Below are 26,641 nucleotides of genomic sequence, written 5' to 3'. Positions count from 1 at the left end.
GGGAAACTTCAGCCCGAAACTGACACCGCACGCCGTCGGGTCCGCACGGCCCAGAGCTGCTGCGCCACAATCAGGACCACGACCACTCCGGCCATGGCGGGCATGCCCCACGTGGAGACGACCGGGCCGGCCACCACGCCGCCGAAGGCGCCGGCGATGTTCATGCTGAAGTCGCTGCGGCCCTGCAGGGCGGCGCGCTGGTCCACCGGGGCGGCGGCGGTCAGCTGCGCCGAGGAACCGACCAGGGTGGCCGACCAGCCCAGGCCGAGCAGGAGCAGGGAAACCACTACGGTTGCCTCCACCTGCGAGAAGGGCAGGAGCATGAGGGCGGAGACGAGCATCATCGCGATGCCGAGGCCGATGGTCACGGGGGTGCCGGCCTTGTCGCTGAGCACGCCGAAGACCGGGGCGAGGGCGTACATGCCGCCGACGTGGAAGGAGATGGTCAGACCGATCAGGGTCATTTCCGCGCCGTGGTGGTGCATGTGGACGGCGGTCATGGACATGATGGCGATCATCGCGAAGTGGGCCGTCGCGATGGACGTGATCGCCGAGAGCACCACCGGGTGGTCGGCGAGCCGGACCCTCCCGGCCTTCCTCTTCACGGCCACCGGGGCAGGCTCGGGCCGGAGCATCACCTGCAGGACCAGGACGGCGAGGAGCTGGGCCGCCATGGCGACCAGGTAGGCACCGGAATAGGGTTGCAGGCCCAGTGCGCCGCCCAGGGCCTCCGTGGGGGCGAAGAGGTTCGGGCCGAGGATCGCGCCGACGGTCGTCGACCACACGACCAGGGAGATGTTGCGCCCCTGGTTCTCCTCGGAGAGGTCGGCGGCGGCGAAACGCGCCTGCAGGTTCATCGCCACGGCGGCGCCGAGGAAGAAGAAGCCCAGGAGCAGGAGGGGAAAGATCCTGGTCTGGGCGCTGCTCAGCGCCAGCAGTGCGCCGACCATCCCCAGCACCAGGCCGGTGCTCAACGACGCCCGCCGGCCCCGCACCCGCACGATCCGCGCCAGGGGTATGGCCCACAGCGCGGCGCCGATCGTGGTCACCGTGGCCGCTGCGCCGCCCCACATGGTTCCGGCGAGGTCGGCGGCGAGCAACGCGCCCATGGAGTAGGTGACGCCGTGCCCCAGCCCGGCCATGACCTGGGCGATGATGAGGGCGGTGAGGACGCGGCGTCGGGAAGCGACGGGAGACATGGGTTTCAGCCTAGGACAGGATGAGGAAGAGCCCGGCGACCCCGAACACGATCATGCCCGCGGTCATGAGCGCGACCACCCCCACCTGGGCGCGGACGCGGCCGGCAACGAGACCCTGAACTGCGGCGCGGTGCCGGGCGGTCTGGGAGAGGTAGATGCCCAGCGCCATGGCCACCAGCAGGAGGATGAGGGTGACCACGAGAACCCCGTAGTGCGGGAGCCAGCGCAGCAGGATCGCGCTGGACACCGCGAAGGACACGGTGGTGCGCGTCCACGCCAGGGTGGTCCTCTCCGGTTGCAGCCCGGGGTCCCCGTGGATGAGCGGCGGGGGCGTCACAGCAGCATCGCGATCGTCAGCAGGCAGGCGCACACCGCCGCGAAGGAGAGCAGCGGCACGATCCCGGGGATGGGCAGGGGCCGCCCGTGGCGCATGGCGCGCTCCACCCGCAGCCACCTCACCGCCGCGCCACCGGAGATGAGCAGGCCGACGGTCACCACGAAAATGGCGGCGAGGGTCCGCACCTCATCGGAGATCTCCGCCAGGGGGAACGCGCCGAGGGCGATGCCGCCGGCGAGGAAGGCCAGGGAGGTCCGGGTCCAGGCGAGGAAGGTCCGCTCGTTGGCGAGGGTGAAGCGGGCGTCGGGTTCCTCGCCACCGCCGAGGATGGAGTTCTCCCAGCCCCGGCGGGCGTGCGGGTCTCGGTCGTTCATGTCGGGGTACCGGCTTTCCTCAGATCTCGAAGTACAAGGGCGCGTGCAGCCCGCAGCCCGGGTTGAAGGGGTGGTCGCAGTTCGGGCAGTCCGGCGCCGCCGAGTATTCCTGGTAGCCCATGGTGTAACCGCAGTTGCCGCAGAGGACGGAGGCGGGGGCGTCGATACGCATGCGCCCGAAGGGGTGGTCGGCGAGCTCACGGTGGCAGGCGTGGCACGCCCAGTACAGGCAGCAGACCGCGCAGCGGTTGGCCACCACGTCCCGTTCACCGCGGTAGTGGGCGCACCGCCCCTGTTCGTCGACCTCGCGTCCCTCGACCTCCATGCCGCTCAGCGTAGCCAATTTCCGGGGGTCCGGATGCCGGAGCATCAGTATCGGTGCGACCGGGGAATCGGGAGAAAATACCCCACCAGCAGCAATTTCGCTCACCCTGCAGGTCATACCAACCTTTGTTAAAGTCCTCACCGCACCCACTCTTTAAGGTTTTTTTCAGTATCTCGCCTGGGGTCGGGGGCTCGGCGGCACCGGGGGGCGCTCACATGAATGCCCAGCGGCCAATTCGCCTAAAACTATCGATTGACCGTTTGAATTACACGGGCGGGACACAACCGCCAGAATGATCCAGTGAGGATATAAGCAGATGAACGCATCACAGCAGCAGCCCGCCTTCGGGCGCCGCGGATTCCTGAAGGCCGGCGGAGCACTGGGCGCCGCAGGCGTCCTCTCCGCCCTGATGGGCAACGCCGCGCTGGCCGCCGAAGGCCGCGGGCGCGGCGTCGACACCATGCAGGCACCCGACAACGGCGGCTACGGCCCGCTGCAGCCGGCCCCGGGCGGCGAGCTGCTCCTGCCCGCCGGCTTCTCCTACGTGGCCTTCGGCCAGACCGGCACCCTGATGAGCGACGGGACGCCGACGCCGAACATGCATGACGGCATGGCCGCCTTCGCCGGCGCGAACGGCATGATCAACCTGGTCCGCAACCACGAGCGGTCGCAGGGCGCGGCCTTCGGCGCCAACTCCTACGACCCGAACGCCGGCGGCGGCACGACCAACCTGGTCTTCGATCCGAACAAGATGGAGCTCGTGTCCGCGTACCCTTCGCTGACCGGCACCATCCGCAACTGCGCCGGCGGCCCCACCCCCGCTGGAACCTGGCTGACCTGCGAGGAGACCTTCACCGGCCTGGACGTCGCGCACCCGCACGGCTACGTCTTCGAGGTCCCGGCCGACGCCACCTCCCCCGTCGACGCCGTCCCGATCAAGGAGATGGGCCGCTTCACCCATGAGGCCGTGGCCATCGACCCGGAGACCGGCATCGTCTACGAGACCGAGGACCGCGGCACCTCCGGCTTCTACCGCTTCGTCCCCAACGACCGCAATGACCTGACCGCCGGCGGCAAGCTGCAGATGATGGCCATCAAGGCCCAGCCCAAGTTCGACACCAGCATCAGCCAGCGCGCAGGCAAGCCCCTGCCGGTCACCTGGGTCGACATCAAGGATCCGGATCCGGACAGCACCGATTCCCTCGCCGTGTTCAAGCAGGGCTACGAGCAGGGCGGCGCGCTCTTCGCCCGCCTCGAGGGCGCCTGGTACGGCGACGGTTCCATCTATATCGTCTCCACCAGCGGCGGCGACGCGGGCCTGGGCCAGGTCTGGCGCTACACCCCGCGGGGCAACTCCGGCGGCCAGCTCGAGCTGACCTACGAGTCCACCGACCCCGAGGTCCTGCAGAGCCCGGACAACCTCTGCGTCTCCCCGAACACCAACGCCCTCGTGCTGTGCGAGGACGGCGCAGGCAAGAACCTGCTGCGCGGCGTGACCCTCGACGGCCAGATCTTCGACCTCGCGGAACTGAACTCCAACAACAACAGCGAGGTCGCCGGCGCCACGTTCAGCCCGGACGGCAGGATCCTGTTCTTCAACGTGCAGAACCCCGGCATCACCTACGCCATCACCGGCCCGTGGGAGAACGGCGCCCTGTAAGACAACAGGCGTGTCCTGAGACCCGAGCTGAATACGGAGCGCCGCCCCGGGGATCCCGGGCGGCGCTCCGGCGTCCCTGTCCGCGCAGCCCGGTTCCTGTGTATTGAATGCGGGAAAAGTTACGGATCCATATCCATTAGCTGAGAAGCATGGAATTCCGGGCGGAGCGTTCCTAGGCTGGCGGTGCACCACCCCGAAGCAGTCAAAGCAGTTGACCGGGACCGCGGGCCACGCACGGCACGCACCCCGGACGACCGCGACAACGAGTTAAAGGAGTGCACGATGGTAAACCGCAACATTCAGGATCTCGCAAACGCCACCGCCTACGACAAGAGCGGCGACAAGCTGGGCTCGGTCAAGCAGGTGTACATCAACGACTCCACCGGCCAGCCCGACTTCGTCGAGGTCGGCCACGGCCTGTTCGGCATGAGCTCCAGCCTGGTGCCGCTGCGCGGCCACCAGCTCACGGGCGAGGAACTCCGACTGGCCTTCACCAAGGACCGTATCCAGGACGCCCCGAACATCGACGACGACGCCCACCTGTCCGACGAGGACCAGGCCGTCATCTACCGCCACTACGGCCTCGAGGGCACCCAGAACGTCGAGACCTACGACGCCGGCGACCACGACCGTGACCGCCCGGCCGGCCGTGACGTGGCCGGAGCGGGAGCGGGCGCGGGAGCGGGAGCGGCGGGCCTCGCCGGCGGCGCCGCATACGACCGCACCGATGATCGTATCGGTGGACATACCGGCGCCGACGTGGACACCACCACGGACGCGGACTCGATGACGCTGTCCGAGGAGCGCGTGAACGTGGACAAGGAGAACGTCCAGACCGGTGAGGTGCGTCTGCGCAAGCACGTCGTCCACGACACCCAGACCGTCGAGGTCCCCGTGGAGCGTGAGGAGTTGCGCATCGAGCGCACTCCGGTCGACGGTGACCGCGCCGACCGCGGCGATCGCGGCGGTGCCCTCGGCGAGGAGGAGACCACCGTGTCCCTGTCCGAGGAACGCGTCAACGTCACCAAGGAAACCGTCCCGGTGGAGGAGGTCAGCCTGCACAAGGAGACCGTCCGCGACACCGAGACCGTCCGCGAGGACGTCGCCCGCGAGGAACTCGACGTCGACGGCGATGCCGACGCCGGTTTCGACCCCGGTTCCGAAGGCCGCACCCCGCGCCGTTAATTCCTGACGCACGCCGATGAGGCCCCGCCGACCCCCACCGGGTCCGGCGGGGCCTCTCCCGCTTGTCCGGCTGTCTCCGCCGTCACCCCCGGCACCGCACAAGAACCTGTGAACTACATGGCCGTCTGACATAAAATCCTGTCCACCTTGGCATCGGAACTGGGAAAATATCCGGCTTCCCACCATTTTCCACATTTCGGACCCCAGTAGAGAGCTCCTGCCCCATACATGACTTGCATGCATGCAGTCGAATCGGTAGCGTGACGCCCATCAATAACGAATCGGTCACGACGTGCTCACGGATGTAACACGAGCCCGGACCGCCTCGCCGGCAGCACGACAGGAGTAATTCCATTCTCAACAACACTCAGCGGTCGACTGCAGCCCGTCACCGCAGGATCTCCACCGCCCAGGCAACCCGTAAGCGCTTCGCCCTGGTGGCCCTCACCGCCGGTGCGGTGTCCTCCGCCGGCGTCGGCGGCGCAGCCGCCGCCACTCTGCAGGCCTCCCCGGAGCCCTCCCCGCAGGCCGTCGACGTCGACTACCAGCTGACCAGCGACGCCGACCAGTCGCCGGCCGTGGCCGCATCGCCGCAGATCCTGGAGATCTCCGAGTACAAGCCGGTGGCCAACATCGACGAGCAGCTGGACAAGGCCGTCGCGTTCAGCGCCGAGCGCGCCGCTGCGGCCCAGGCAGAGGCCGAGGAGGCAGCGGCCGCCGTAGCTGCCGCTGCCTCAGCCGCCCAGGCAGCCGCAGCCCCCGCCGCTCCGGCCCATGCGGCACAGACCGCTTCCGGCGCCGTCGTGAGCCCCGCGCAGGGAACCTTCACCTCCGGTTACGGCATGCGCTGGGGCACTCTCCACGCCGGCATCGACATCGCCAACGCCATCGGGACCCCGATTCTCGCGATCATGGACGGCACCGTCATCGACTCCGGCCCGGCCTCCGGCTACGGCAACTGGATCCGTATCCAGCACAGCGACGGATCCGTCTCCGTCTACGGCCACATGTCCACCCTGGCCGTGTCCGTCGGCCAGAGCGTCACCGCCGGCCAGCAGATCGCGGGCATGGGCAGCGAAGGCTTCTCCACCGGCTCCCACCTGCACTTCGAGATCCACCCCGGCGGCGCCGGCGCCGTCGACCCGGTCGGCTGGTTCGCCCAGCACGGCATCTCCTTCTAACCTGCCGCTCCCACAGGCCCAGCCCCCACGGGCTGGGCCTTTTTGCGCCCTCATGGACCTTCCCGCCAATGCCCCGGGATGTTCCACGTGAAACCCCCGCCCCTCCCCTGATGCCACACAGACACACGATTCCCCTCCCGCGGATTGTTCCTGGCCATTATTGGGAATATCATTTTCGCTACACGCAGCAACATCCACGAGGAGAACTTCATTGACAGTCGACGACGACAGCCGGCAGGAACGCACCCCGAAAGTCGACTCCACCGCACGTGAGCGCCTGATCTCCCCCACCTTCGTGCTGGCCTGGGTGGTCAACTTCCTCCAGTACCTGCTCTTCTATCTGCTGGTGACCACCATCGCGCTCTACGCCGTCCGGGAGTTCGCCGCCTCACAGACCGCCAGCGGTCTCGCGGCGAGCTCATTCGTCATCGGCGCCACGCTCGGGCGGATCTTCTGCGGCTATGTCATCGACACGCTGGGAAAACGGCCGGTCCTGCTCGTCTCCGCCGTAGTGATAGCGCTGACGTCCACCCTGTATCTGGTCGTGGATTCCCTCCCCCTGCTCATCGCCGTGCGCATCGTCCACGGCTGCGCGTACGCCTTCGCCAGCACGGCACTCATGGCGATCGCGCAGACCGCCATCCCTTCCCGGCGCCGCGCCGAAGGAACCGGCTACTTCGCGCTCACCTCCACCCTGGCGACCGCAGTCGGACCTGCCCTCGGCCTGGCACTGGTCGGCGCCTTCACCTACGACATCCTCTTCATCGCCAGCCTGGCCATCGCCGTGCTCGCCCTGGCGCTCAGCATCTTCCTCCGCCCCTCCGCCGCCCAGCGCCAGGCCATCGCCGAGGCGAAGAAGGCCACCCGGCCCCGGTTCTCCTTCCGCGACATCGCCCACCCGGCCGTCGCCCCCATCGGCGCCTTCATGCTGCTCATCGGGCTCGCCTACGGCGGCGTGATCACCTTCCTCAACGGCTACGCCGTCGAACGCGGGGTGCTCACCGGCGCCGGCCTGTTCTTCCTGGCCTACGCGGTGCCGATGCTCCTCATGCGCCCCGTCCTCGGCCGACTGCAGGACAAGCGCGGTGACAACATCGTCGTCTACCTCGGTCTGGCACTGTTCATCCTTGCGTTGGGGATGCTCGCCCTCGCCACCGCAGACTGGCACGTCGTCCTCGCCGGCGCGCTGACCGGTCTCGGCTACGGCACGCTCATGCCCGCCTGCCAGGCCATCGCCGTCAACGCGGTTCCCCGGGAGAAGATCGGCACCGGCATTTCCACGCTGTTCCTGTTCATGGACCTCGGCCTCGGTCTCGGCCCGATCCTGCTGGGCGCCCTCGTCGCCGCCACCGGCTACGGCACCATGTACGCGACCCTCGCCGGCGTCGCGGCCGCCGCTGCCGTCCTCTACTTCGCGGTACACGGCCGCCGCGCCTGAGCGCCGCTTATCGACGCCGCCTCGAATCCGGCCCCAGGTCAGCTTCCCGCCGCCGCCTGTTTCTCCACCAGTTCTTCCGTCGGCCCCTGGTCGAGGCGGAACGGCGGGTACTCGTCGCGCAGCAGAAGCACATAAGTGGACACCCGGTACACCCAGCGGTTGAGGCCGACGATGAGGTCGAAGATGTCGCGGCGGTACCTGCCGGTGAACAGCAGGATCACGGCCGCCACGAGTACCAGCAACCCAATCAGGGACATGTCCAGGCTGGCACCGGCGCCGTCGCCCGATTCGAGCCTCAGCATCCCGCCGCTGCCGGTGAGCAGCGCCACGACCAGCAGGTGCGGAATGGCCAGCAGCCACCACTTGACCAGCACCAGTCCGCGTGAGAGGCGCTCGGGGTAAGCGACGTCGAGGTCCGCAGGGTAGTCGCCCGCGGCCAGCGTGAAGGGCGGGTAGCGGTCGGTGCCCAGCGCCGAGTAGGCGTAGAAGCCCACCCGCCAGTTCCAGCGGAGTACGCCGACGCTGTAGTTGAACCAGGCCCGCGGGAAGCGGCCGGTGAACAGGATGGCCAGCCCGGCGGCGATGGTGGTGACCACCAATGCGAACCACAACAGGCCCAGCACCAGGTAGTGCGGAATGGCCAGCAGCCATTTGACCAGCCACAACCCGCGGGAGACGCCCTCGTCGAGGTAACCGGTGAAGGTCAGCGGGGAGCGGCCCAGTGGCACGGGCCCAACTCCCCCGACTCCCGCGTCCCCCACCGGTTCCCGGGGGGCGATGTCCCGGCCCAGCCCCGCCGTGCCGAACAGCAGCAGCGGGATGCCGAGCAGCAGTCCGATCAGGCCCGCGATCAGCAGCCCCGGATTGACTGCCCCGAGCAGCCCGGTGCGGACGTCGGCCTCCACGTCGACCCACACCGGGCGGTCGGCGTCGGCGTTCATCACTACCAGTGTCCACTGCCCCTCCTGCAGGTCGAAGGTGATGTCCTGGACGCCGGCGCCGCTGGCGGAGACTGCCCAGAAGTCCTGCTGCTCCGGAGGTTCCGGGCTCCGGTTGCCGGACACCTCCCTGAGGTCGGGGTCAACATCGCCGGTGCGCCAGTCCCACTGCGTTGTGCGGGACCCGCCGTTCATCCAGGCGGCGTCCCCCGCCGCCGAATGGGGGACATCCTCGAGGTAGCCGGAGACGTCGGCGGCCTCGGCGATGCCCACGAACACCGCCTCGTCCGGGACGACGGGAGTCACCCGGATCCGGATGCTGGCCAGCTCGTTGAGCGGCGGCAGGCCGCTCATGCCGGCCTCACCCGGGTCGATCACGAGGGAACCTGTGGTCACGGCGTGGCCGGTGGACTCGAACCTCTGCGCAGGGCCGGTCAGGTACTGGCCGTCCCGCTGGGCTGCCTCGGCGCCCATGATGGCGAATCCGCCGGCGCTCAGTCCCAGGCCCAGAGCGGTGAGCAGGACGCCGAGTACGAGCAGGACCCAGTTGAAGGGTCTGGTGCGCGCGGAGTATCGGGAGGACGAGACAGGACTGGTGACCATGACTTTTCCTTGCTTCGACGGAGGAATTCACCCCGGTCAAGTGGGCCGGTACTGTCTCGAACACTAGCCCGCCCCCTCCCTGCGCCGGCCGGTTACGACGCAACGTGACCTATTAGACGTTGATTATTGTCCGGTCCGTCGTTCTCGGCGGCGGTCCCGGGAAGCCGCCCCGCTTATCGACGCCCTCGTCCGCCCTACCCGCCGCCCTGTGAGGCACGCGGGGCCCCCGCCCGGGACCGCTGAGCGCTTCCAGAAGGGCCTCGACCGCATGATGGAGCTGGTCGCCGGCGGCCAGTCCAACACCTGCGACCACGCCAAGCTCGTCGAGTCGTACAAGGACCTGGGCCCGCTGCTCTCCGACGACATCGTCTCTTTCGCCTTCGGCGACATCTATTCCCGCGACAGCCTGTCCCAGCAGGAGCAGACGATGGTGACCATCTCTTCCCTGGCCGCCCTGGGCACGGAGCGCCAGCTGAAGCTGCACATCAACGTCGGCTTCAACGTGGTTCTGACCAGGGAAAAGATCGTAGGTACCATGATCCACCTCCTCCCCTACGCCGGTTTCCCGCGGGTGCTCAACGCGCTCACCCTGGTCAAGGAGGTCATGGCGGAGCGCGGCATGGAGCCGGAGGCCACCCAGTGAATGGCCGTTAAGCGACGAGTACGCCGTAAAGCATCTCGAAGTCGCCCATCGCCTGCCGGTAATGGGGCAGATGCTTATCGACGGGCCGCCATTCCTCCCCGAAAGGTGGCGTCGCCCTCTCCACTCCGGGTGCCAGTGTGTCGAGCGCGATCAGGGCGGTTCCGCGCAGCGTCGCGCGCTTCATGGCCAGAGGGATGACGGGGGCCTCGAGGGCGTCGGCGAGCATCTGCAGCCAGGCGGGATGGTCGAGCGAGACACGGCCGGAGGCGATCACCCGTGACGGCCTTGCTCCGGCGGCGGTGAGCTCGTCCCACACCCGCCGGTAGGACAAGGCGATGCCCTCGAACACGCCCCGCCACAGTTCCTGCGGGCCGGTGGCGGCGGTGACTCCGTGGAAGGTCGCGCGGGCGCCGGCCGCCCAGCCGGTGGCGCGCTCGCCGCTGAAGAACGGGAGGACAGCAGGGGTGCCCGCCAGCGGGGGTCCGGCCAGCACCGCGTCGAGATTCTCTCCGGGCGAGGCGACGGTGGCGTCCAGCCAGGAGACCGCGCGGCCGACGTCGTTGAGGGCGCCGCCGACGATCCACCGATCTCGCGAGAGCCGGTAGCACCACAGGCCGGAGGGGATCTCGGTCGGGCATTCGTCGAGGATCACGCGCACGGCGCCGGAGGTGGCTGCGGCGACGGCGACGGTTGAGCTGTCGATCGCCCCGGGGCCGATGTTGGAGGGCCAGCCGTCGGGGATGGCATGGAACCAGTCGACCTTCTTCAGCTCCTTCCAGCCGGTGGAGGTCGGACGGTCGGGCTGGTCCGGGTCGACGATGGGCGAGAACAACTCCGGGGCAACCCCGCACGCCTCCAGAACCGGCAGGTCAAGCTCGCCGGTGCGCACATCGACGATGCCCGACCACGCCGCCACCGAGGTGGCCAGGCCACGGATGCCGGCCAGGCGGAGGTAGACGTACTCCCCGATCGTCATGACGGATTCCGCACGCGCGAAGGTCTCCGGGTGCTCATTCTGCAGCCACAGCAGGCGGGCCGGATGGTAGGAGCTGTGGAGCCGGACGCCGGTGCGGGCGTGGTACGCGGATTCGTCGATACGCTCCCCCAGCTCCTGCACCTGCTTCCGGGAACGGGAATCGGCGTAGGTGAGGCACGGAGTCAGCGCCTTGCCGTCGGCGCCGACGAGGACGAGCGAGGACGCGAAGGAATCCATGGCAACGCCGGCGATCTGGTCGGCGAACCCCTTGTTCTGCGCGAACCACACGATCTCGTCGATGATCTCCCGACACTCGGCGACGACCTGGTCTGCGTCGATGACGCTCGTCCCGTCGCCGGCCGTGCTGAACTCGTGCGCGATCCGCTGCTTGGACCCGGAGACCGGGCGACCCGTGGCGTCGTAGAGCCCTCCCCGCGAGGCTGTGGACCCGACGTCGAGCGCCACCACGTACGGAGCGGTGGACTTCTTCCGCTTCACCGGCATGGTGGGAATCTTGTGGTCCATGCTGGGACTCCGCTCTCCTGGGGACTCTCGTTGGGGCTTCGCCCGGGGCGACACGTCATATCATTGACTGCCTCATTCCAGGATAGTGCGGTGGCTGATGCGGTTGTAGGGACCTCGACGCCCCAGGAAGGGCGCGGAACCGGTCAGGTCTGATGATTCACGTCTGCTACCATTATATGACCCACGTCACATAAGAGAACGGTAGCTGAGCAATGAAACCTTTCATTTCCAGAACCCGCCCCTTCGCCAGGACGGCCCTGACCGGAGCCCTCCTTCTCTCGCTGACGGCAGTCACCGCCTGCACCGCCACCGGGGCCCAGGAAAGCGGATCCTCCACCACTGAGTCCTCGTCCACGTCCTCGTCCACGTCCTCGTCGGCGACATCGTCACGCAACGCAGCTGAGCCCCGGGACGTGACAGCGAACGACTTCCCGGTGAACATCACCGAGTCCACCCACCCGGCGGCGAACCCCCCGGCCGAGGGCGAACTGCGGGTGACGCTGCTGGGCACGGGCAGCCCGATCCCGAGCACGGAACGCTTCGGCTTCTCCGTGCTCGTCCAGGCGGGAGAGAACAACTACGTCGTCGACGCCGGCCGTGGCGCCATCGTCCGCCTCATCCAGGCCGGCGTGGAGGCCGGACAAGTCGACGGACTCTTCCTCACCCATTTCCACTCCGACCACGTCCTCAGCATCGACGACCTGTGGATGACCGGTTACGTGCCCGCCTTCGGCGGCCGTGAGGGAGCCTTCGACGTCTACGGCCCCGAGGGCGTGACCAACATCGTGGACAACCTGCGCGAAGCCTTCCAGAACGACGTCGACGTCCGCGTCGCCGACGGGGAGCTCGAGCGCGACACCACCGGCATCGAGGCCCACGAGTTCACCGAGGACGGCGTCATCTTCGACGAGGACGGCCTGAAGGTGACGATGTTCGACGTGCAGCACGACCCGGCGGACGTGATCCAACCAGCCAAGGGCTACCGGATCGACTACGAGGGCAAGTCTGTGGTCATCAGCGGCGACACCATCCCGAACGAGAATGTGGCGACCTACGGCAAGGACGCCGACATCCTGATCCACGAAGTCGCCGCCTTCCAGGACCGCAACGTCCTGCCCCAGGTCATCTCGCACCACACCACCCCGGACCAGGCCGGCGAGATCTTCGCCCAGGCACAGCCGAAGCTGGCTGTGTACAGCCACTTCGTCAACGGCATCCCCGGCAAGGTCGAGGGCATCAGCGACGAAGAGATGATCGCCCGGACCAAGGAAAACTACGACGGCGAAGTCGTCCTCGGCCAGGACCTCATGAGCTTCCTCATCACCGACGAGGACATCGAGGTCACCGATCAGGCTGGTCTCGCCGAACTCGCCGCCGAATAGGAGGTGGACGCGGGGGCTGGTTCACGGTGTCAGTGGACCCGCCCCTTCCTCCTCGGCGCGGCTGGCGGGCACGCGATTCTCTAGCATCGGGGACATGGACATCCTCGACTTCCCCGCCCTCAGACAGCGCCGCCACCGCACCATCGGCGCCACGTCAGCTGCAGTCGTGGCCACCGCCATTGCAGGTTCCCTGGCCACCGACACGTCCTCGCCCTGGTACCGGTCATTGACCAAACCCGCTATCCAGCCACCCGCCTGGGTCTTCCCCGTCGCCTGGACCGGGCTGTACGCCAGCATCGCCGCCGTCGCGGGCCGGAGCCTCGCCGACCTGCAGGAACGCGGCGATACGGCCGAATACCAGGAGCTGCGCAACGCGCTCGCCGCCAACCTGGCGCTCAACGCCGGGTGGAGCGCGCTGTTCTTCAAGGGGCACCAGCCCGGACCGGCCACCCTCGAGGCGGGCATGCTCGCGATCTCCAGCGCCGACCTGGCCAGACGCAACATCGCAGTGAATAAGCGCCGCGGCGCGTTCCTTCTCCCCTACGCCGCGTGGACCGCCTTCGCCACCGTGCTCACGGGGACGATCTGGTACCAGAACCGCTGAGCCGCTGTCCGTTTAGCCACCTGAGTGCCGAAAAGTTAGCATGTCAGGCATGGACCTCCTCTATACCTTCCTCGTCTTCCTGCACATTGTCGGTGCAGCCGCCCTCGTCGGCGGCTGGCTCGCCACCTTCCGCCAGCCCACCGTTCTCCAGTGGCAGCACATCGGCGCCTGGGTCCAGCTGCTCACCGGCCTGGGCCTCGTCGGCCTGGCCGAGATGAACGACGGCACGGTCAACCACATGAAGATCGGCATCAAGCTGGTCATCCTCGTCGGTGTCCTGGTCGCCGCCGTCATCGCGCGCCGCAAGGTCGCCCGCGACGAGCCGGTGTCCAAGGGCCTCGCCCACGCCGTCGGCGGCATGTCGCTGATCAACATCGCCATCGCCGTCTTCTGGTGACATTCCGACGTGCGCCGGTGAGCAGTTGAGCCGGTGACATGTTCTACCGGGCCCCACTACGGGGCCCGGTTTTTATTTTCCCGGGGCTGGCCACGTGGGCGTCGACAAGCATTTCCCCGCAGAACGCAGCTGAGTGGGTCAGCTGCTGATACCGAACCCCTTAGCAACGGCCGAATCGTCCGCCACAACCTCCAGCATGAAAGCAGCCAGATCAACCCGGGGAATGGTTCCGCCCAACGTTTCCCCGTCAGGCACCTCATGCGCCCGCCACGTGCCGCGGGCAGGAGCATCCTTCAGCCCGGTCGGGCAGACAATGGTCCAATCGAGTCCGGACTCCCGCACCGCCTTCTCCTGCTCATTATGATCAGCCAACGGCTTGGCAAGAAGAACCTTCATCAGCTGACGCAGCGGAACAGGAAGTTGCTTCCCCGAATCACCCGCACCCAGGGAGGACTGGACAACAAGCCGACGAACCCCGGACTCCCTCATCGCCGCAATGATGGACCTTGTCACCGCCGCGCGGGCGACCTCAGCATCCGTCGCGCTACCGGCAACCGCAGTGACGCCATCCGGAACGTTGCCGCTTCACGACACCGCAGTCACATCATGTCCCGCCCGCACCGCCGCGACAGCTAACTGGGCACCTGCACCCGGCGAACCTCCGACAACGGTGATCTTCACGTTATTCCTCTTCTCCTCGAATGGGGTTTTCAATCCTCGTGTCTGGGTCGGGCCCCTTCGTGGATCTCACCCAGCTTGTCGACGGCCGCGAGCCTGCCCGTCGAGGTCGAGTGACCTGCGGCGGATCAGAAGCTTGAGGAACCGCCCGCCCCGGAGAAGCCCGAGCTGAAGGACGAGTTGGTCGAGGAGGACTGCGTCGCCTCGTTTGCCTGGACATTGCTCGAGTGCCAGGTGCTCAACGTCCAGAAAGGGACGAAGCCGTGGTAGCCGTAACCGGGGCGGTAGTTCCGGTCGTAGATGGCCGGGGCGGCCAGCTCCGAGGCGGGCTTGACATCCGAGAACCTCTGCTCCTGCAGCTGAGCCAGTGCCAGGCGGTAATCCCCCAGCAGCACCACGAACTGGTCCATGAACGACGGCGACGACGCGGAGGCGGAGAGCTCGTCGGCGCGGCGCTCAATGCCGCGCAGGCGCTGGGACAGCTCCGATTCGGACTCGCCTATCTCCAGTTGAGCCGCGATGACGTCCTCGCGGAGCGCCGCGAGCTCGGTACGGCGCACGGTTTCATCGCCGTGTTCGAGCCTGAACAGGCTGTCGATGTTCGCTTCGGCGTAGCTGACCCGGGTGGTGGTTTCCGCGGCGTCGTCAAGCTCCGTGGCGTGTGAGAGGAAGGCCTTGTCCGGGGAGCTGGCGGAGAGATGGCTGAAGGAATCCACATGATCGTGAAGATTGAGGAAGCGGTCGCGTACCTCCTCCCACTGCTTCCGCATCTGGTTGTCCGCGAACGGGGAGGTCAGCGAGTGTGCCCGGATGTCGATGTGGTCGAGCCGCTGGGCGAGCGAACCGTACTCCCGGGACACCACGTCGTAGTGCTGCCGGGCGGTCAGCGCCTTCTTGCGGCGGGTCCGGAGCACGGCGCCGGCGCCGGCGGCCGCCGCCGCGGCACCTCCCGCCGCACCCACTCCCCCGCCAATGATCGCACCGACCCGGTTGTTGCGGGCATCCCCGTACAGGTCCCGCGCGAGAGTCTCGGTGTCGGTGGCGGCATCGGCACCGGCGAACAGCCCGGCGGGGATGTTGTTGTCCTTGACCCCGGGCTGGATTGCGGTGACCGCCTTGTCGAGGTGGCTACCCGAGTGCAGATGCAGCGCGTCGGCGACGTCGTTGCCCGCGAACACGAAGGACTGGCGAGGGTCCAGCCCGACACCGACAATGAGGACGCCGTCGGCGAAGTGGTCGTCATCGGCGGAGATCAGGTCGGGTCGGGTGTCGCGGGCGAACTCCTCCACCGTGTCGTTGACGTTCTCGTGGTTGTCGGCGAAGACCATGTAGTGCAGCTGGGTGACCACCGCGGGAACCTCGAGCCTCTCGGCATCCCGGACGATCCTGGCCTCGTCCCCGGCGCTGAGCACCGCGTCCGGGTTGTGGATCACCACGTCCGTCTGTTCGGACGGCGCGAGCCGGGGAGAATCCTGCATGACGTACGCGGACTCCTGAGGGACGGGCATCGCCTGGGAGATTCCGAGGGCCGTCCCCCCGCCGATCAGGGCGGCGGCAGCGACGGCCACTCCGATCAACTTCGGGATGGACGGCGTGATCTGCCCGGCCGGGACGACGTCGTCGTTTGAATCGGCGGCGGTCACCTCGCGTCCACGGGATGTGGGGTCGTGATGTCCGGATCGGTCAGGCTTCAGCGGCATCATGCACGTCAGTCTAACCCCCAATCGTATAAGTGAACTGCGATTTCTGGAGTGGACATCGATTTCTCGGTCCCGCTTCAGGCGCGTAGTTCACAACGTGTGGGGCTTTGGATGGTCCGATCTTTCGGATGATCGGGGGCTGCGATGACCTTCTGGATCGAGTTTGTACCGGTGACGGTCTCAGTTCCAACGCTGTTGCCGGATCGGGGCCGTTGGCAGGGTCAGAAGGCGTCTAACGCCTCACACCTCAGCCTTGCGATGACCTTTAACGAACATATCCGGTCTCGGGGTGATCGCTTCCACGATGACGCCTATGCTCAACGGCCGGTAGGTGAGCATGCATGCAGGCGATACAGCTCAAAATCGACCACGCCGAGCAACGATGACCGCCCTTCAAGAAGTGGTGTTGACGGTGCTGCTGCAGCGACCACTCGAATCCAAGCCTGACCCGGAGATGAGAAAAACCGCCGCACCCGAAGGTGAGGCGGTTATTCTTTAGCGAGCCAGTGGCTTACAGCGGGCGAACCTGCTGTGCCTGCGGGCCCTTGGCGCCCTCGCCGACCTCGAACTCGACCGGCTGGTTCTCCTCGAGGGTGCGGAAACCGCCACCCTGAATCTCGGAGTAGTGGACGAAGAGATCAGCGGATCCGTCGTTGGGGGCAATGAAACCAAAGCCCTTTTCGCCGTTGAACCACTTAACAGTTCCCTGTGCCATATGTATTACCTTTTCCTGATGAGGCGATGCTACGTTCGCCAGCATGATTCGCTGACGCCCGAGTCGTTGGAACTCCTCGTCGACCATCAACCTCCGCAGTTACTGCATGGCTGAGGAAAACAAGGCGCTCGCGTGTAAATCTCTTGCGAGCGCCTAGACACTGCACACAGAAACCGCGACCAACGCCCAGTATGTCATGGATCCCGGCCCAGCGATAGTGCCGCTGTCAGAAGTCGCCTGCACCGCCGCTCCGGCACCGACCGGCGGTAGCGGAATCGCGAGGCCTCTATACCGATGCTCCGGTTCCACCCCGGTAGCCAGCAGAGCGACACGCTGCAGATCCGCGGTCTACGATCCGTCCGATTTCAGAGCCCGCGTATAACCGATCAACGCCATAACGCACTTCTGTCACTTATACGCTCGGTGGGGTTCATTCTCGTGGAAACGCTGCCGGTACGACGTCGGGGTGGTCGAGTAGGCGGCCGTGAAATTCTGACGGAACGTCACGGGGCTGGCGAACCCGCACGCACGGGCGATGTCCGCGATGGAGTCCCGCGTGCTCTCCAACAGGGTTCGAGCGTGGTTCAACCGGTTCTGGGTGAGCCACTTACCGGGCGTGGTGCCGGTGATCTGTGTGAACACTCTGGTGAAGTTGCGTTGGCTCATATGCGCCCGCTCCGCCATCGCTGCCACGGTCATCGGCTGGTCCAGGTTCTCCAGGATCCAGTCGATGACCTCGTTGACCGGTCCGGGCACCGGCTCACCCCGCAAGGGCCTGTCGATGTACTGCGCCTGATCCCCCTCACGGTGCGGGGCGATGACCAGCCGGCGGGCCAGCATGGCCGCAGCACGCGACCCCAACCGCTCCCGCACCAGGTGCAGACACGCATCCAGCCCCGAGGCGGTCCCGGCAGAGGTCAGCACGTCACCGTGGTCGATGTAGAGGGCTTCAGGCTCCACCCGTACCCGCGGATAGGCCTGATCTAACTGATCAGCCGCCCCCCAGTGCGTCACCACCGACCGCCCATCGGTGATACCGCTGGCCGCCACGGGAAACGCCCCCAGACACAGGCCGACAATCACCGCCCCCCGCTCATGCGCCCGCTGGATGATCCGTGTGATTTCGGCATCGACGGCAGGCAGATCGGCTGGCCAGGAGGGGAAGATGAGCAGATCGGCGTGGTCGGCGATCTCCGGGCCGTGAATGTCACCGAGAACCACACCCTCAGCGGTGCGCACCGGCCGCCCATGCAGAGACCACACCTGAGCCTGCCAGCCCTGCGCCGTTCCCAGCTGCCCCACCTCGGAGAAGACCAGCAGGGGGACCGAGAGGTGGAACATCGGGATCGTCTCGAAAGCGTGGACGGTGATCTTCATGCTTGTCCTTTTTCCATCGAAGGTCATCATAAATGACACTCACGCTAGTGGAGGGGAAAAGAGAACACTAGGGACTGACGCGCCCCACAGCGCGATCGCCCATTACTGTGGAAAGGACACCCATGACCCAGCCGCGCAGAGCCCTGGTCCTCGTCGACATCCAGAACGAGTATTTCGACGGCCCCCTGGAAATCCAGTACCCTCCCCGCAACGAGACGCTGGCCGCCATCATCGACGCCCTCACCATCGCTGGCGAGAACAACGTTCCTGTCGCCGCGATCCGGCACGAGCTGCCTGAAGGCGCCCCGGTCTTCGCGGCCGGTTCCACGGGTGCGCAGCTGCACCCCGAGGTCGCCGACCTCGTGCAGTCCGACTGGCAGCAGACCTCGAAGGTCTTCGCCAGCGTCTTCGCCGACACCGACCTGGAGGAATGGATCCGTGCTCAGGAGGTGGACACCATCACTCTGGTTGGTTTCATGACCAACAACTGCATCATCGGATCCGCGGTGGGCGCGGAATCCCTCGGCCTGAAGGTGGAGGTGCTCTCGGACGCGACCGGGGCGATCGGCATCTCCAACGCCGCCGGATCCGTGGACGCGAAAACGGTGCACACTGCGCTGCTGGCCGTGCTGCACTCGAACCTCGCCGCTGTCACCGACACCGCCGGCTGGCGCCAGGCGGTCGAGGACAAGACGCCGGTTGCGGCCAGCAACCTCGTCGAATCCGCCCTGGCCGGCCGCAGCCAGAGCTAACCCCGGCAAGAGATCCCCCGTCAGGGGTCACCTGATCCGGTGGTGCATCCATCGGGCTCAGCGCGTTCCTGTCGTGGCCTCCCGCCTTCCCGATCCCGACAAAACGGAGCCGCATGACACCCCGAGTACCGTTGTCCATCGTCGATTTCTCCAGTTTTTACGAAGGAGAGCGTCCTGCCGATGCCTTTCGGCGTTCTGTCGCCATAGCGCAGCAGGCCGAACGGCTGGGTTATTCCCGGGTCTAGTATTCCGAGCACCACAACTCCTCCTCCATCGCCTCCGCGGTCCCCGCCCTGGTCATCGCGCAAGTCGCGGCACATACCTCGACCATCCGGCTCGGCGCCGGTGGGGTCATGCTGCCCAACCATTCCCCCTATGTCGTCGCGGAGCAGTTCGGCACGCTCGAGGAGATGTATCCCGGTCGGATCGACCTGGGGCTTGGCCGGGCCCCCGGCACCGACCGCACGACCCTGGCGCGGGCATTGCGGCGCCCCCTGAATGCGGCGGAGAATTTTCCCTCGGACATCATCGAACTCATGCACTACCTCCAGGGGGAATCGCCCTTCCCGGGCGTGCAGGCCATCCCGGGCCGGGGCACCAACGTGCCGCTCTATGTGCTCGGTTCCTCCCTCTACGGGGCGCAGCTCGCCGCCCAGCTGGGGTTGCCCTATTCGTTCGCCTCACACCTGTTCCCCCCGATGCTCGAACAGGCCGTTGAGCTCTACCGGGAGACTTTCGAGCCTTCCTCGGTGATGTCGGCGCCCTACGTGATCGCGGCCCTCAACGCGACTGCCGCCGAGACTGAAGAAGAAGCAGGCCGGATCCACGAACAGATGGTGCGGCAGCACGTCACGGCGATGCACTTCAATGGACGTGCCGTCAGCGAGGGAGAGATCGCTCACTTGATGGCTTCTGCGGCTGGGCGGCAGTACGCCTCGATGCTCGACTATTACGGTGTCGGCACCGGTGAACAGGTCGCCGATTACCTGGAGACCTTCGTCGAGAAGGCGCAGGCAGACGAGCTCATGCTCCTGGTCAAAGGCTCCGACACGCAGAGCAACACCCGGTCCATGGAACTTATCGCCCGGGCGTGGGAGCTGGATCCCGAGAACGCAGCCGGCGACCCCACCACCTGGCGTCGCTGACTCCCGGTGTCACCCTCACGGCCGCTGCAGGACAACCCCTGAAAAGCTGCAACCGAGAATCTCAGCCTGCAGGGAGCCCTCGGGACGGTCAGCCAGTTCCCGGGCAGTGGCGTTCCTGTCTTTCGTGGATGAACACGTGGCGCGGCAGGCGACACCTGCGCGCCCACCAAGCCTGCCCTGAGCCGGAGTCAGCTCACTCACCACCCCTGACCGGATGAGCACTTCCACCCATCACCACCAGCGGCGCGTCACTGAGAACGCGACAGGCCCACGTGGCGCCGACATCCGACCACCCCGGCAGCGCACCCTTTTATACCCTGGGCCTCACCACCTTGAGCGAGGAGACCGACACAATGACGATCACTTTCCCCGACGGTTTCCTCTGGGGCGGGGCGACCGCCGCGAACCAGATCGAAGGCGCCTACAACGAGGACGGCAAGGGCCTGTCCATCCGCGACGTCCTACCCCACGGGCTTCAGGCCCCACCCACCGAGGGACCCACGGCAGACAACCTCACCCTGACCGGCATCGACCACTACCACCGCTACGCCGAGGACATCGCCCTGTTCGCCGAGATGGGCTTCACGGTCTACCGCTTCTCCATCGCCTGGTCGCGGATCTTCCCCCACGGTGATGACACCGAGCCGAACGAAGAGGGTCTGGCCTTCTACGACCGCCTGCTCGATGAGCTGGAGAAATACGGCATTGAACCGCTGGTGACCCTGTCACACTACGAGACCCCGCTGCACCTGGCCCGGGCCTACGGCGGCTGGCGCAACCGGAAATTGATCGATTTCTTCACCCGTTTCGCCCGCACCGTCATGCAGCGCTACCACGGGCGCATCCGCTACTGGCTGACCTTCAACGAGGTCAACGCCATCCTCCACAACCCCTTCACCGCTGGCGGCATCGAGGCCCCGCGTCAACAGCTCAGCGAAACCGAGCTGTACCAGGCCGTCCACCATGAACTGGTCGCCTCCGCCCTGGCGACGAAGATCGCCCACGAGGTCGACCCGGCCAACCAGGTCGGCTGCATGATCCTCGCGGTGCCGCGCTACGGCCTGACACCGCACCCGGACGACCAACGCAAGGCGCAGTACGAGGCGCAGCTGGACTACACCTTCGGCGACATCCACGTCCGCGGCGAGTACCCCGGTTACACCCAGCGTTACTTCCGTGACCACGGCATCGACCTCGAGATCACCGACGCCGACCGGGAGGCGCTGCAGCATACCGTCGATTTCGTCTCCTTCTCCTACTACATGTCCGTGGCCGAGGCCGCGGACCCGGCGGCCGGTGAGCGCGGCGGGGGCAACATCATCGGCGGGGTGGTCAACCCGACGCTGGAGGCCTCCGACTGGGGCTGGCAGGTCGACCCGGTGGGGCTGCGCATCATCCTCAACGACTACTGGGACCGCTGGCGCAAGCCCCTGTTCATCGTGGAAAACGGCCTGGGCGCCACAGATGAGCTTATCGACGGCGGCCCGGATGGCCGCACCGTCGACGATGACTACCGCATCGCCTACCTCAACGACCACCTGGTTCAGGTGCGCGAAGCCATCGCCGACGGTGTGGGGCTGCTCGGGTACACCGCCTGGGGGCCGATTGACCTGGTCTCGATGTCAACGGTGCAGATGTCCAAGCGCTACGGCTTCATCTACGTCGACCGCAACGACGATGGCAGCGGCACCCTCAGCCGGTACCGCAAGAAATCCTTCGACTGGTACCGGCAGGTCATCGCCACCAACGGCGGATCTCTCCGGGACTGAACAGCACCACAGCCCTCCTCGAGCGTCAGCGTCAACAACCGGCGGCGCGAACACCTGGAGGTGGCGGGGATGGCTGCCTCAGTTCTTGGAACTGAGGCCTCCTGAGCACGACTTTCACATAGCGCCGGTGAGGGACGGCAGGGTGGTTGGGTAGGCCCGCCGGCTCAGGACTGTTGTCCCGCCGACTCCTCCTCCTCGTTCTGGAGGAAGAAGGCGCCCAGGGAACCGGCCAGGGTGGCGAACACCGCGACGGAGTAGACGGCCAGCACCAGCTGTAGCAGCCTTGCGAAAGAGTCGTCGGCGGTGATCCCTGTGCCGGTGATCGTAGCCAGGGCCGCCTCGTAGAGCGCCGTGCTGTAGTCCAATTCCGACTCCATGACGTACAGCAGCTGACTGGCGGCCAGGATGACGACCACAGTAACGGACACCAGCCAGCCGATCCGGTTCGACAGCAGCCGCCCGGCGGAACGGGAGCCTCGCACCCCGGCGGAGAGGATGCCGCCGACCCGCGCCGCCCGGGTGACCCGGGCCATCCGCAGGGCCCGGAGCGCCCGCAACGCCCGCACGAACCGTAGGAAGGGGAGCAGCAGGAAGATGACCTGCCACCAGTTGCGGCGCCAAAACGCCGCCTGGAATCCGGCGATATAGGCGCGCAACAGGAACTCGGCGACGAACAGCGCCCAGAACACCCACCCGGTGATGTTCAGGGTCCGCACCCACCCCGGTTCGGTGACGAGCAGCTGTCCCAGGACCACGAAGAGGAAGAGCACGCCGAGAAAACCCATCGGCCGGTCCAGCCGGGCAGCCAGGGTCTCGGCGGCTGTCACCCGCTCCGTCTGCGCTGACACTCGAGTGCTCATGATGTCCCGACCTCCATAAAGTGGGGCTCTCCCGGGGTCGTCTCGGACCGGACTCCCAGGCAGAAGATGTAATTTCCGTGCCGAACCTACCACCGCGGGGGCGGGTCGCCGCCCCCCTGCAACCGCGGCGTTCGCACCTGCCCCGCACCGGGTGGCTAGGCTGGCGAAAACCCGCCCGTACCCGACCCTGCCTCAAGGACACCAGCGACATGAAGATCCACTACGGACGAATCAACGAATCCTTCCACCAGGTTGCCGCGGCCGTCGTCGAGGAGGTGCTGTTGCGCCTCGGCCACGAGGTCGTGGTCCATGAGGGCCCGCACCCGGAGATGTACCCGAAGCTCGCCAGCGGGGAGCACCAGTTGTTCGCTGACGCCTGGCTGCCCGGCGGGCATGCCATGTACTGGGCCGATGTCAAGGATGCGGTCACCAATGTCGCCCCGCTGTACGGCGACGCCAGGTTCTTCTGGGCGGTGCCCGGTTACGTCGACGCCTCGGTCACCTCGCTGGAGGACCTCGCCCGCGAGGAGGTCGCCGAGACCTTCACCACCCGTGTGGTGCAGGGCACCGGTTCTTACGCCGGACTGACCGTCATGGGCAATGAACTGTTGAAGACCTACGGGCTCGATGCGCTGGGTTGGGAGCAGCCGTCCGGCGACATCGATAAGCTCATCGAGACGGTGAACACCCGCATCGGGGCCCGCGAGAACTTCGTCACCCCGCTGTGGCAGCCGATGTTCCTCAACGAGGCCCACGACCTGCGCCCGCTCGCCGACCCGAAGGGCGCCTTCCCCGCCCCGGACGAGGCCTGCCTGCTCGCGCACAACGATTTCTGGGCCGAGTGCGACGAGCGCACCCGCGCGGTGCTGCAGAGCATCCGTTTCACCGCCGCCGACGTCAACGAGATGGACCTGTACGTGCAGCGCGACGGGCTCGACGTCCTGCCGGCGGTGCGCCGGTGGGCGGACAACCACCCCGGCACGGTGGAGGCGTGGCTGAACCCCGCCTCCCGGTGATCACGGGGGCGGACCGCGGTCGACGGATACCGTGAGGGGTCCCACCCGTCCACCCCACTGAGCACCGAGGACCCCACCATGCCCCACCACCGCGACTTCCACTTCTACGAGCCCTCCGCCGGCCACGGCCTGCCCCACTCCCCGTTCAACGCGATCATCGCGCCGCGGCCGATCGGCTGGATCTCCACGCGCAGCGCCGGAGGTCAACTCAACCTCGCGCCGTACAGCTTCTTCAACGCGTTCTCCTACACGCCGCCGATCATCGGTTTCGCCAGCATCGGCATGAAGGACACGGTCACCAACATCACCGAGACCGGCGAGTTCTGCTGGAACCTCGCCACGCGCGAGCTGGCGGAGGCGATGAATGAGTCGGCGGCGATCGTCGACAAGCATGTCGACGAGTTCGAGCTCGCCGGCCTGACGCCGGCGGCGTCCTCGCTTATCGACGCCCCGCATGTCGCCGAGGCCCGCGTTGTCTTCGAGTGCCGTGTGACGCAGATCGTCCGGCTCGATGACGCCGCCGGCTCCCCCACCCAGACCCGCGTGGTGTTCGGCGAGGTGGTGGGCGTGCACATCGACAAGGATCTGCTGGTTGACGGGATCTACCAGACGGCGCTCGCGCACCCCATCTCCCGAGGTGGGGGCCCGGCGACCTACTTCGGCATCACCGAGGGCGAGCGTTTCGAGATGCCCCGGCCGGAGCAGCGCAGGCCAGAGGCATAACTGGACAACAATGCGTCCGAGGTTTAGGGTTGTCACAAATTGATAACGGTACGGTTACGAAGCCGCTACTAGTTGACTGCCCCTCAAAAGAAAGTCAGACCTTGAGCTACACCGGACGCCACCGCAAGACCTCCACCCTCCAGACCGCCAGGCGACGCTTCGCGCTCTCCGCCGTCGTTGCCGGCACCGTGACCACCGCAGGCATGGCGGGCATGGCGAACGCCTCCGCGCAGACCCCGGACTTCGCATCCATGTCCTCCGCCGCCACCAGTGCGGCCACCGGCGCGGTCAACCAGGTCGCCACCACGGCCGGCATCGCCGACGTCGTACCGACGGCCTCCGTCGTCCGCCCCGCCACCGGCACCTTCACCTCCGGCTTCGGGCCGCGCTGGGGCACCATGCACAACGGCATCGACATCGCCAACGCCATCGGCACCCCGATCTACTCCGTCATGTCCGGCACCGTGATCAACTCCGGCCCGGCCTCCGGCTACGGCAACTGGATCCGCGTCAAGCACGACGACGGCTCCATGTCGGTCTACGGCCACATGTCCACGCTCAACGTGTCCGTCGGCCAGCGCGTGGCCGCAGGCCAGCACATCGCCGGCATGGGTAGCGAGGGATTCTCCACCGGCTCACACCTGCACTTTGAGATCCACCCGAGCGGCAACGGCGCCGTGGACCCCGTGCCGTGGTTCGCCAACCACGGCATCCACTTCTAGTCTCCGCCCGTCCGACGCCCGCCGACTGCCCCGCAAGCCGGGGCATTCGGCGTTTTGGGTGTCGACGCCGCCGTCGACAGGCCCCGGATCCTCCGCCGGGTGGACCTCGGCCCGGAAACAGGCCTCTCGGCGGCCCAATGTCAGTGCGGCGGCGGATTCCTGCCCCGCCGCTCCCACCCCGACGGACGCAAAAAGAAGCGGGCCACACCTTAAGTGTGACCCGCTGCATTTTAATTTGTGCCCGGGGGGGGACTTGAACCCCCACGCCCTTGCGGACACTGGCACCTGAAGCCAGCGCGTCTGCCATTCCGCCACCCGGGCGGGTGATGCGACAGCTGCTCGGCGTTAGCCTTACTGCTGTGCGGACTTAATCAAGATAACAGGCGTCACATTCAAAGAACAAATCTGCAGGCCACCCGGCCTGCCGACCCCGCGAAACCAGCCCGGAAACTCCGGCGGGACAGGTGCTCCCCCGCGCCCGCCCGGATTCTTCATCTACGATTCCCACCCACCCGGCCCCTATAATGATGTGGATCGTGCGCGCGGGAGGAATCCTCCGCGCCATTGCTGGTTAACCGTCCGTTGGAAAGCCCTTCAGAAAGGAGGCCGTGCGACATGTCCATGATGGCTCGTTTCGCCAGGCTCGACAGTGCTCTGCAGCGCGGTCTCGACAACGGGTTTGCCCTGATTTTCGGCGGGAAAGTAGTTTCCGCCGAGATCGAGGAGTTGCTCAAGCAGGAGTCGGGGGACAACCTCGTCGTCGATGACGGCGTGGTCACTGCCCCCAACGTCTACGTGGTGGGCGTGTCGTCGAAGGATCTGGAGAACCTCTCGCAGGTGAATCCGGATCTGCCGGCGGCTTTCGCCGATCAGATGACGCGCTACTGCCGCAACCAGGGGTGGTTCGTGGGCGGCCCCGTGGTCGTCCGCATCGCGGAGGAGTCGGGTCTGCACACGGGCCAGCTGCGGGTGTCGTCCTTCCGGGATGATGCGCCTTCGGACGACAGTGGCTTCGACGCCATCAGTACTGACCAGCCTGAACCTCAGGAGAAGACCATGAACAAGCAGGACGCACCCACCGAAGTCACCGAGCTTCCGATTCAGCCGGTGGTGACCCTGCTGCTGCAGGACGGCTCGAGCAGGACTTTTCTGGTGCAGGAGGGGTCGAACATCATCGGCCGGTCGAACGACGCGGATTTCCGGCTGCCGGACACGGGTGTGTCGCGTCAGCATGCGGAGGTCACGTGGGACGGGCAGGATGCCGTGCTGGTGGATCTGGAGTCGACGAACGGCACGACCGTGAACGACACCCCGGTGGACAACTGGCTGCTGGCTGACGGCGACGTCATCACGGTGGGCCATTCGCATATCGAGGTGCGGATCGTCGATCCTTCCCGCTCCTCGTCGAGGAGGTAGC

At 66.8% G+C, this 26,641-nt stretch carries 26 protein-coding genes, 1 tRNA gene and 2 pseudogenes; 16 read left to right on the top strand and 13 right to left on the bottom strand.

Translation table 11 applies throughout. The features are described from left to right. Nucleotides 1-8 precede the first annotated feature (8 nt). The 4 genes from B840_RS00300 to B840_RS00285 are packed head-to-tail and all read right to left on the bottom strand — an operon-like array spanning nt 9 to nt 2,235. A complete protein-coding gene (locus B840_RS00300; RefSeq protein ID WP_042620463.1) occupies nt 9-1,199 on the bottom strand; it encodes an MFS transporter in 1,191 nt (396 codons plus the stop codon). 10 nt (nt 1,200-1,209) lie between these two features. Beyond that, a complete protein-coding gene (locus tag B840_RS00295) occupies nt 1,210-1,536 on the bottom strand; it encodes a DUF202 domain-containing protein (RefSeq protein WP_042620462.1) in 327 nt (108 codons plus the stop codon). Continuing rightward, nucleotides 1,533-1,910, bottom strand: coding sequence for a YidH family protein (locus B840_RS00290; protein ID WP_042620461.1), 378 nt, complete (start codon nt 1,908-1,910; stop codon nt 1,533-1,535). Before B840_RS00290 ends, B840_RS00295 begins: the two co-directional genes overlap by 4 nt. A gap of 19 nt (nt 1,911-1,929) precedes the next feature. Beyond that, a complete protein-coding gene (locus B840_RS00285) occupies nt 1,930-2,235 on the bottom strand; it encodes a CHY zinc finger protein (protein WP_042620460.1) in 306 nt (101 codons plus the stop codon). 316 nt (nt 2,236-2,551) lie between these two features. On the opposite strand from B840_RS00285, the gene B840_RS00280 reads away from it, so the two are divergent. The 4 genes from B840_RS00280 (at nt 2,552) to B840_RS00265 (ending at nt 7,699) form a co-directional block, all read left to right on the top strand. Beyond that, the gene (locus tag B840_RS00280; RefSeq protein WP_042620459.1) at nt 2,552-3,895 is read left to right on the top strand and encodes an alkaline phosphatase PhoX; all 1,344 of its coding nucleotides are present in this window, start codon (nt 2,552-2,554) and stop codon (nt 3,893-3,895) included. Nucleotides 3,896-4,177: 282 nt separating this feature from the next. Then, nucleotides 4,178-5,080, top strand: a complete 903-nt coding sequence (locus tag B840_RS00275) for a DUF2382 domain-containing protein (RefSeq protein WP_042620458.1) — start codon at nt 4,178-4,180, stop codon at nt 5,078-5,080. A gap of 353 nt (nt 5,081-5,433) precedes the next feature. Next, a complete protein-coding gene (locus B840_RS00270) occupies nt 5,434-6,261 on the top strand; it encodes a M23 family metallopeptidase (protein WP_042620457.1) in 828 nt (275 codons plus the stop codon). Nucleotides 6,262-6,538: 277 nt separating this feature from the next. Next, nucleotides 6,539-7,699 carry an MFS transporter gene (locus tag B840_RS00265; RefSeq protein WP_042622390.1) on the top strand — a complete coding sequence of 387 codons (1,161 nt, stop codon included), beginning with the start codon at nt 6,539-6,541 and terminating at the stop codon, nt 7,697-7,699. A gap of 38 nt (nt 7,700-7,737) precedes the next feature. Here B840_RS00265 and B840_RS00260 read toward each other — a convergent pair whose 3' ends face one another. Then, the gene (locus B840_RS00260) at nt 7,738-9,240 is read right to left on the bottom strand and encodes a DUF4389 domain-containing protein (RefSeq protein WP_042620456.1); all 1,503 of its coding nucleotides are present in this window, start codon (nt 9,238-9,240) and stop codon (nt 7,738-7,740) included. 208 nt (nt 9,241-9,448) lie between these two features. On the opposite strand from B840_RS00260, the gene B840_RS00255 reads away from it, so the two are divergent. Then, a complete protein-coding gene (locus B840_RS00255) occupies nt 9,449-9,883 on the top strand; it encodes a carboxymuconolactone decarboxylase family protein (RefSeq protein WP_229676555.1) in 435 nt (144 codons plus the stop codon). A gap of 7 nt (nt 9,884-9,890) precedes the next feature. On the opposite strand, the gene B840_RS00250 is transcribed toward B840_RS00255, so the two are convergent. Together B840_RS00250 and B840_RS13760 are read right to left on the bottom strand one after the other, a co-directional pair. Beyond that, nucleotides 9,891-11,384, bottom strand: coding sequence for a gluconokinase (locus B840_RS00250; protein WP_042620454.1), 1,494 nt, complete (start codon nt 11,382-11,384; stop codon nt 9,891-9,893). 172 nt (nt 11,385-11,556) lie between these two features. Beyond that, entirely contained in the window at nt 11,557-11,778 is a 222-nt protein-coding gene (locus B840_RS13760; RefSeq protein WP_042620453.1) for a hypothetical protein, read from the bottom strand. A 19-nt stretch (nt 11,779-11,797) separates the two neighbouring features. Between B840_RS13760 and B840_RS00240 the strand changes: the two genes are divergently transcribed. From B840_RS00240 to B840_RS00230, 3 genes are all read left to right on the top strand, one after another. Further along, complete coding sequence (locus B840_RS00240; protein WP_156971799.1) at nt 11,798-12,766, top strand: MBL fold metallo-hydrolase; 969 nt, start codon at nt 11,798-11,800, stop codon at nt 12,764-12,766. A 94-nt stretch (nt 12,767-12,860) separates the two neighbouring features. Further along, complete coding sequence (locus tag B840_RS00235; RefSeq protein ID WP_042620452.1) at nt 12,861-13,370, top strand: TspO/MBR family protein; 510 nt, start codon at nt 12,861-12,863, stop codon at nt 13,368-13,370. Between the two features lie 49 nt (nt 13,371-13,419). Beyond that, nucleotides 13,420-13,767, top strand: coding sequence for a hypothetical protein (locus B840_RS00230; protein WP_042622388.1), 348 nt, complete (start codon nt 13,420-13,422; stop codon nt 13,765-13,767). 138 nt (nt 13,768-13,905) lie between these two features. On the opposite strand, the pseudogene B840_RS00225 reads toward B840_RS00230, so the two are convergent. Next, nucleotides 13,906-14,316: pseudogene (locus tag B840_RS00225) on the bottom strand (NAD(P)-dependent oxidoreductase); the annotation flags it as partial. A gap of 257 nt (nt 14,317-14,573) precedes the next feature. After that, nucleotides 14,574-16,148: a DUF5129 domain-containing protein gene (locus B840_RS00220; RefSeq protein WP_229676557.1), complete on the bottom strand. Its 1,575-nt coding sequence runs from the start codon at nt 16,146-16,148 to the stop codon at nt 14,574-14,576. A gap of 328 nt (nt 16,149-16,476) precedes the next feature. Between B840_RS00220 and B840_RS13390 the strand changes: the two genes are divergently transcribed. Beyond that, the gene (locus B840_RS13390) at nt 16,477-16,644 is read left to right on the top strand and encodes a hypothetical protein (protein WP_156971797.1); all 168 of its coding nucleotides are present in this window, start codon (nt 16,477-16,479) and stop codon (nt 16,642-16,644) included. Nucleotides 16,645-16,656: 12 nt separating this feature from the next. Here the strand turns inward: B840_RS13390 and B840_RS00215 are convergent, their stop codons facing one another. Both B840_RS00215 and B840_RS00210 read right to left on the bottom strand, forming a co-directional pair. Further along, nucleotides 16,657-16,860, bottom strand: a complete 204-nt coding sequence (locus B840_RS00215; RefSeq protein WP_042620450.1) for a cold-shock protein — start codon at nt 16,858-16,860, stop codon at nt 16,657-16,659. Between the two features lie 408 nt (nt 16,861-17,268). After that, nucleotides 17,269-18,237 (bottom strand): GlxA family transcriptional regulator, encoded by a 969-nt coding sequence (locus B840_RS00210; RefSeq protein WP_042620449.1) that lies wholly within the window; start codon nt 18,235-18,237, stop codon nt 17,269-17,271. A 122-nt stretch (nt 18,238-18,359) separates the two neighbouring features. On the opposite strand from B840_RS00210, the gene B840_RS00205 reads away from it, so the two are divergent. The 3 genes and pseudogenes from B840_RS00205 to B840_RS00195 all read left to right on the top strand — a co-directional run bounded on the left by B840_RS00205 (nt 18,360) and on the right by B840_RS00195 (nt 21,903). Continuing rightward, on the top strand, nt 18,360-18,989 hold the full coding sequence (locus B840_RS00205) for an isochorismatase family protein (protein WP_042620448.1): 630 nt from the start codon (nt 18,360-18,362) through the stop codon (nt 18,987-18,989). A gap of 113 nt (nt 18,990-19,102) precedes the next feature. Continuing rightward, nucleotides 19,103-20,134, top strand: a pseudogene (locus B840_RS00200) (LLM class flavin-dependent oxidoreductase). Between the two features lie 353 nt (nt 20,135-20,487). Then, a complete protein-coding gene (locus B840_RS00195) occupies nt 20,488-21,903 on the top strand; it encodes a glycoside hydrolase family 1 protein (protein ID WP_042620447.1) in 1,416 nt (471 codons plus the stop codon). A gap of 164 nt (nt 21,904-22,067) precedes the next feature. Here the strand turns inward: B840_RS00195 and B840_RS00190 are convergent, their stop codons facing one another. Further along, entirely contained in the window at nt 22,068-22,763 is a 696-nt protein-coding gene (locus B840_RS00190) for a hypothetical protein (RefSeq protein WP_042620446.1), read from the bottom strand. A gap of 209 nt (nt 22,764-22,972) precedes the next feature. Between B840_RS00190 and B840_RS00185 the strand changes: the two genes are divergently transcribed. The 3 genes from B840_RS00185 to B840_RS00175 all read left to right on the top strand — a co-directional run bounded on the left by B840_RS00185 (nt 22,973) and on the right by B840_RS00175 (nt 25,224). Then, the gene (locus B840_RS00185) at nt 22,973-23,779 is read left to right on the top strand and encodes a glycine betaine ABC transporter substrate-binding protein (protein ID WP_052491015.1); all 807 of its coding nucleotides are present in this window, start codon (nt 22,973-22,975) and stop codon (nt 23,777-23,779) included. Nucleotides 23,780-23,857: 78 nt separating this feature from the next. Continuing rightward, on the top strand, nt 23,858-24,502 hold the full coding sequence (locus tag B840_RS00180; protein WP_042620445.1) for a flavin reductase family protein: 645 nt from the start codon (nt 23,858-23,860) through the stop codon (nt 24,500-24,502). A 101-nt stretch (nt 24,503-24,603) separates the two neighbouring features. After that, nucleotides 24,604-25,224, top strand: a complete 621-nt coding sequence (locus B840_RS00175) for a M23 family metallopeptidase (protein ID WP_042620444.1) — start codon at nt 24,604-24,606, stop codon at nt 25,222-25,224. Nucleotides 25,225-25,462: 238 nt separating this feature from the next. On the opposite strand, the gene B840_RS00170 is transcribed toward B840_RS00175, so the two are convergent. Then, nucleotides 25,463-25,545: transfer RNA gene (locus tag B840_RS00170), tRNA-Leu, on the bottom strand. 294 nt (nt 25,546-25,839) lie between these two features. Between B840_RS00170 and B840_RS00165 the strand changes: the two genes are divergently transcribed. Continuing rightward, a complete protein-coding gene (locus B840_RS00165) occupies nt 25,840-26,640 on the top strand; it encodes an FHA domain-containing protein (RefSeq protein WP_042620443.1) in 801 nt (266 codons plus the stop codon). The last annotated feature ends 1 nt before the right edge of the window (nt 26,641 follow it).

It is taken from the genome of Corynebacterium marinum DSM 44953 (assembly GCF_000835165.1).
In the GTDB taxonomy this organism is placed as follows: Bacteria; Actinomycetota; Actinomycetes; order Mycobacteriales; family Mycobacteriaceae; genus Corynebacterium; species Corynebacterium marinum.
Note: the sequence above shows the minus strand (reverse complement) of the source record. Positions and strands in the feature narration are given on the sequence as shown.

What these genes read in the sequence shown, in the direction of transcription:
- B840_RS00300 (WP_042620463.1), bottom strand. Translation starts at nt 1,199, where the DNA reads ATGTCTCCCGTCGCTTCCCGACGCCGCGTCCTCACCGCCCTCATCATC.
- B840_RS00290 (WP_042620461.1), bottom strand. Translation starts at nt 1,910, where the DNA reads ATGAACGACCGAGACCCGCACGCCCGCCGGGGCTGGGAGAACTCCATC.
- B840_RS00285 (WP_042620460.1), bottom strand. Translation starts at nt 2,235, where the DNA reads ATGGAGGTCGAGGGACGCGAGGTCGACGAACAGGGGCGGTGCGCCCAC.
- B840_RS00280 (WP_042620459.1), top strand. Translation starts at nt 2,552, where the DNA reads ATGAACGCATCACAGCAGCAGCCCGCCTTCGGGCGCCGCGGATTCCTG.
- B840_RS00275 (WP_042620458.1), top strand. Translation starts at nt 4,178, where the DNA reads ATGGTAAACCGCAACATTCAGGATCTCGCAAACGCCACCGCCTACGAC.
- B840_RS00260 (WP_042620456.1), bottom strand. Translation starts at nt 9,240, where the DNA reads ATGGTCACCAGTCCTGTCTCGTCCTCCCGATACTCCGCGCGCACCAGA.
- B840_RS00250 (WP_042620454.1), bottom strand. Translation starts at nt 11,384, where the DNA reads ATGGACCACAAGATTCCCACCATGCCGGTGAAGCGGAAGAAGTCCACC.
- B840_RS00235 (WP_042620452.1), top strand. Translation starts at nt 12,861, where the DNA reads ATGGACATCCTCGACTTCCCCGCCCTCAGACAGCGCCGCCACCGCACC.
- B840_RS00230 (WP_042622388.1), top strand. Translation starts at nt 13,420, where the DNA reads ATGGACCTCCTCTATACCTTCCTCGTCTTCCTGCACATTGTCGGTGCA.
- B840_RS00220 (WP_229676557.1), bottom strand. Translation starts at nt 16,148, where the DNA reads ATGATGCCGCTGAAGCCTGACCGATCCGGACATCACGACCCCACATCC.
- B840_RS00215 (WP_042620450.1), bottom strand. Translation starts at nt 16,860, where the DNA reads ATGGCACAGGGAACTGTTAAGTGGTTCAACGGCGAAAAGGGCTTTGGT.
- B840_RS00210 (WP_042620449.1), bottom strand. Translation starts at nt 18,237, where the DNA reads ATGAAGATCACCGTCCACGCTTTCGAGACGATCCCGATGTTCCACCTC.
- B840_RS00205 (WP_042620448.1), top strand. Translation starts at nt 18,360, where the DNA reads ATGACCCAGCCGCGCAGAGCCCTGGTCCTCGTCGACATCCAGAACGAG.
- B840_RS00195 (WP_042620447.1), top strand. Translation starts at nt 20,488, where the DNA reads ATGACGATCACTTTCCCCGACGGTTTCCTCTGGGGCGGGGCGACCGCC.
- B840_RS00190 (WP_042620446.1), bottom strand. Translation starts at nt 22,763, where the DNA reads ATGAGCACTCGAGTGTCAGCGCAGACGGAGCGGGTGACAGCCGCCGAG.
- B840_RS00185 (WP_052491015.1), top strand. Translation starts at nt 22,973, where the DNA reads ATGAAGATCCACTACGGACGAATCAACGAATCCTTCCACCAGGTTGCC.
- B840_RS00180 (WP_042620445.1), top strand. Translation starts at nt 23,858, where the DNA reads ATGCCCCACCACCGCGACTTCCACTTCTACGAGCCCTCCGCCGGCCAC.
- B840_RS00165 (WP_042620443.1), top strand. Translation starts at nt 25,840, where the DNA reads ATGTCCATGATGGCTCGTTTCGCCAGGCTCGACAGTGCTCTGCAGCGC.